Consider the following 3908-nt stretch of genomic DNA (forward strand, 5'->3'; position numbering starts at 1 on the left):
AGAGCCCTGCACGATCCTAGGATTTAGAAATTCAAGCTTTAAAAATCCAAATTTTTTCTTCTTTTTTTTTAATAATTCCAAAATTCATCAACTTCCTTGACAATGCCTTTGTCTTTTGGGGATAGCTAAATTTTGGCGCATAGCCTTGATCCTAAGGTGCCTGACCTCTTCAAAACGGCGGTCGCTCTGACACCAAAAAGCTGAGCAATTCGGTTCATTGAAAGGCCACTTACTTGTAAAACGAAGGCTTGGAGCTTGTCTTTCTTGGGCACACCTCGTGAAATTTTTTCCATTTGTACCGCTGAATCCATCGAACAAAACCGATTTTAAAACACTCCGAACATTCACAAATTTTACATACAATCATTTTTAGAGATTTTTAAAAGACACCCTTTACTAATTCTAAAACTAAAAAAATATCTTTATTTAAAATCTTCCGATTTTTATTCTAATCGAACTTTTTTTGGAACAGATTAGTTTCATTAATTGTCTTTGGAACCGTTTGATTTGATGATAATGAAGTTTTTTTTGTGAAAGGTTTGTTAATAAAAGATTACTTTGTTGACAGGGGTTTTGTTTTTAAGTATAACAGTTGACTCAGTTTTAGTTTTGGTTTCTGGATGAAAAATTTAAAATCGTTTACGTCATTTGTTGTTCTTTTTACAATAGGTTTTTTGTGTGAACAATCTTTGCATGCAAAGAAAAAGAAAATCGTTGGGAAAAGTGAAAAATTTATAGTTAGAGAATCTTCTGCAGGACAACGACTACTCCAAGAGGAGATTGCTGCTATACCGTCCCACAAAAGTGTACAATTTGCTAAAGTTAGCAAGAAATTTTGGGAAAAAAGCCATTCCAACATGAGTAAGTCAGTCTCTTGGAGTGATTTTAAGACTAAAACGACAGAAGTCGATTCTTTACTTTGTGAATATTCATTTGAAAATCTTTATGGAGAAAAACAAAATTTTGTAAAAATCCCTGGATTTGACGATGGGTCGTGTTTATGGAGCCATTTAGGGATTGTCCCTCAAGATATGTTAGGCGTTATGTTTTCCTGTGTCGAAATTTTGTCAGACCAGTTATCGCCTTCTAAAGCTTCTGGTATTGTTATTTCGGAAGCTTTAGAGATGATCCACACGCTTGATCCTTTAGGAAATTTTACGAAGATAGATGAAAGGGGGGAGAACAATAGAGATATTGCAAAACAATGGTTCATATTAAAAGAAAACGCTCTCGAGGTGCTTAAAAAATGGAATGATGGGCTGGAAATGCACGGCGGAGCAAGTATTTCCACTAGACAGGGGAGTACCGGATTTCGTCTTCCAAATGGAAGTACGTTTTTTCGACTCGTTGCTAAACACCTAGGGGTCAATATTAAAATTTTTAATGGAAGTTCCTCGGATTTAGTGCTTGAAAGTGGTAGAGTTTTTGAGTGTACAGGCGCAAAGCATTGGTTGTATTTGTTACAAGATGAGCAAGAAAACGGAAAACACTACGATATTTTAGTAGAAAAAGGTAAGCCCGTCAGTACTGCGATTATAGAAGAGATGAACTCTTATCTAGGGACAGTATCTTTGAAAAAACAGGACACGCAGTAAATGCTTCTGCGTAATTTTTTGAAAGGATGAGAGAAAGCAACAAAAGTTATCATCTAAATGCATTTCAGAAAAAATAGATAGGTAAATCGTTTGCTTTTATAGATTTTCGTTGTTATCCCGCTATGAAATTTCATAGCGCGATTTTTTTATTTTTTGATGATAAAACATATAAAATTATGAATTATTTCTTCTCATACAAAAGATAGAGTGTCGCCGGAATATTGGCTCCCCTTTCTTTGGGCTGCACCCATAACAAAGAGGTCAAAGTCTTATAGTCAATTTTATAGAAAAAGTTCTTAAAAAACGACTGAAACAATTTGAATTTTTAGACAAGTCTCTTCCAAAGTGGGAGGAGCAGCTAAAATATGGAGATCTGAAAAGAATTTTGTGTGTGGCGTATTGTCGTCGATTATCTAACGAGCATCACTCCAAAAACAGCGAGTTAAAACATTATAGTAATTTAGCTTGAAAGTGGAACAGAGTGGTGCTATTTTTAACAGAAAATGACAAACAAAGAAATAAAACAGCTTCGATCTAAGAAAGCAGTAATAGAATATATTCATGCTGAATGAAATTGTTTAAAAGTTTAATAATTTTTCTTATGCAAAGATTTCTAAAAGAAGACGATCGTGTTGCGTTACGAACGCAGCAGATAGGATTAAGGCAGTTTTGTTATCCGACTATACGATTCAAGGCAAGACGTTGCACGCCTATAACTTTTCGTTTAAAAAGCCAGCAGCACGGCCAGAAAAGGCAGCCAAGCAGGAAGCCTTTTATTCAACGGTGATGACAACACCGCCGAAGGATGCCCTTCCTGTTTGGTGACGACATGCCCCACACCATGGAAACGAAAATCACCTGTTAGGCACCCACATTGCCACGACAACCTCTTTTACACCTGATGGGAGCCTTGGATTTGACGGGTAGTGTCCTTAGAAACCTTGAATAGGTTTTTTTATCAGCTGAAAGACGCTTATCCAAAGGCGCCTAACATTCCCCTGATCTTGGATCAAGGCCCCTACAAGAAAAAACCTCCAAAAAGCAGCAAAAGAAAGGGGGATTTAGGTGCATTATTTGCCCTCCCTAAGTCCCAATCTGACCCCCATCGAAGAATGCATATGTGCGCAACAATCGATTTTTCGTCTCTGCCAAAGAGTTTTGCAAGAGTATGATACATTTTTTCGACTAAACCTGGGACAACATCGCCATGGATCTTGTCGAGCGCGTCAATGACAACTTTCAACGCATTAGTCCAACACTTTCAGTTTGATTTGGTGTAATTATGTAATAAATTATAAATTAAAGTTATGATTTTCGAACAAAAGTATTAAAAACAAAGCACGGGGTATCATTTGAAAAAGTAGCCGCTAGATTTTGCATATCTAAATCAGCAGTAGCAAGATGGAGCAAAAATCTTAAAGGAGTCAACAAAAGGAATAAACCATGGACAAAATTAGACAAAGAGAAATTCAGAATAGATACAGAAGAATTTTCAGATAGTTAGCTATTATGAAAAGGCTAAGAGGTTAGAAGTCGGCGCTTCTGGTATAAGATATGCAAAACACCGTTTAGGAGTGACATATAAAAAAACTCTAAATCCCCCAAAAGCGAATCCAGAAAAAAGATCTACATTTTGCCAAACAATTAAGCAGCTAGAAAAATCAGGTAAAGCTATTCCTTACATAGATGAAAGTGGTTTTGCTCATGATATGCCAAGAACGTAAAGGGGGGTACATCTTGGGTGCTACCAAAACCTTTCAAAAGAAAGCGCTAGTGTTATGGAAATGCCGCTTTCCATAAAGGAAAAGCAGTGCAAAAGATGCTAGAAGATGCCATAGTTTGCTTTGTTGCCTTCATATTCTCAAGATCTTAATCCTATTGAGAAAAAATTGGCCTAAGCCAAACATATAAGAAGAACTTTAACTTGTTCAATTGATCTCTTATTTCAATTCCTTCTCTCGTAATCTTTTTATACTGATTTAGCTATACAATACGAATAGCACCATCTGGCGTTGTAAAACACTATCCAATTCCGCACAAAGCACATAACCTCTCAAACTATTTTCAATAAAGATTGAAAATGAGAGGTTGTAATAAAATGATACCCATAATATTTTTATAATATTCAGAAAAAAGCCAAAATATCTTAATAATTTTTTTTAAAAAATCACCATCTAATCAAACGTTTAAGATCGAAATAAATTCTAATGAGATTTTTAGAACCTGTATTCATGATTTAGCTATCCCATGTTCTTTCGACGATCTAACGCTTTGGAAGTGTGGCCCATCTATAGTTTTATTCAATATATTTCT

5 protein-coding genes are annotated in these 3908 nt (G+C 35.7%); 3 read left to right on the top strand and 2 right to left on the bottom strand.

From position 1 onward, the window contains the following. Positions 1–125: 125 nt before the first annotated feature. Positions 126–311 carry a hypothetical protein gene (locus K737_RS04155; RefSeq protein ID WP_024161455.1) on the bottom strand — a complete coding sequence of 62 codons (186 nt, stop codon included), beginning with the start codon at positions 309–311 and terminating at the stop codon, positions 126–128. Between the two features lie 309 nt (positions 312–620). Between K737_RS04155 and K737_RS04160 the strand changes: the two genes are divergently transcribed. Beyond that, a complete protein-coding gene (locus tag K737_RS04160; RefSeq protein WP_023492290.1) occupies positions 621–1595 on the top strand; it encodes a hypothetical protein in 975 nt (324 codons plus the stop codon). A gap of 669 nt (positions 1596–2264) precedes the next feature. Further along, positions 2265–2420: a hypothetical protein gene (locus tag K737_RS10275; protein ID WP_162471406.1), complete on the top strand. Its 156-nt coding sequence runs from the start codon at positions 2265–2267 to the stop codon at positions 2418–2420. 193 nt (positions 2421–2613) lie between these two features. On the opposite strand, the gene K737_RS11155 is transcribed toward K737_RS10275, so the two are convergent. Continuing rightward, positions 2614–2838: a hypothetical protein gene (locus K737_RS11155; RefSeq protein WP_006294693.1), complete on the bottom strand. Its 225-nt coding sequence runs from the start codon at positions 2836–2838 to the stop codon at positions 2614–2616. A gap of 331 nt (positions 2839–3169) precedes the next feature. On the opposite strand from K737_RS11155, the gene K737_RS10280 reads away from it, so the two are divergent. Then, positions 3170–3319 carry a hypothetical protein gene (locus tag K737_RS10280; protein ID WP_006299873.1) on the top strand — a complete coding sequence of 50 codons (150 nt, stop codon included), beginning with the start codon at positions 3170–3172 and terminating at the stop codon, positions 3317–3319. Positions 3320–3908: the final 589 nt, after the last annotated feature.

This window comes from Holospora undulata HU1 (assembly GCF_000388175.3).
GTDB lineage: Bacteria > Pseudomonadota > Alphaproteobacteria > Holosporales > Holosporaceae > Holospora > Holospora undulata_A.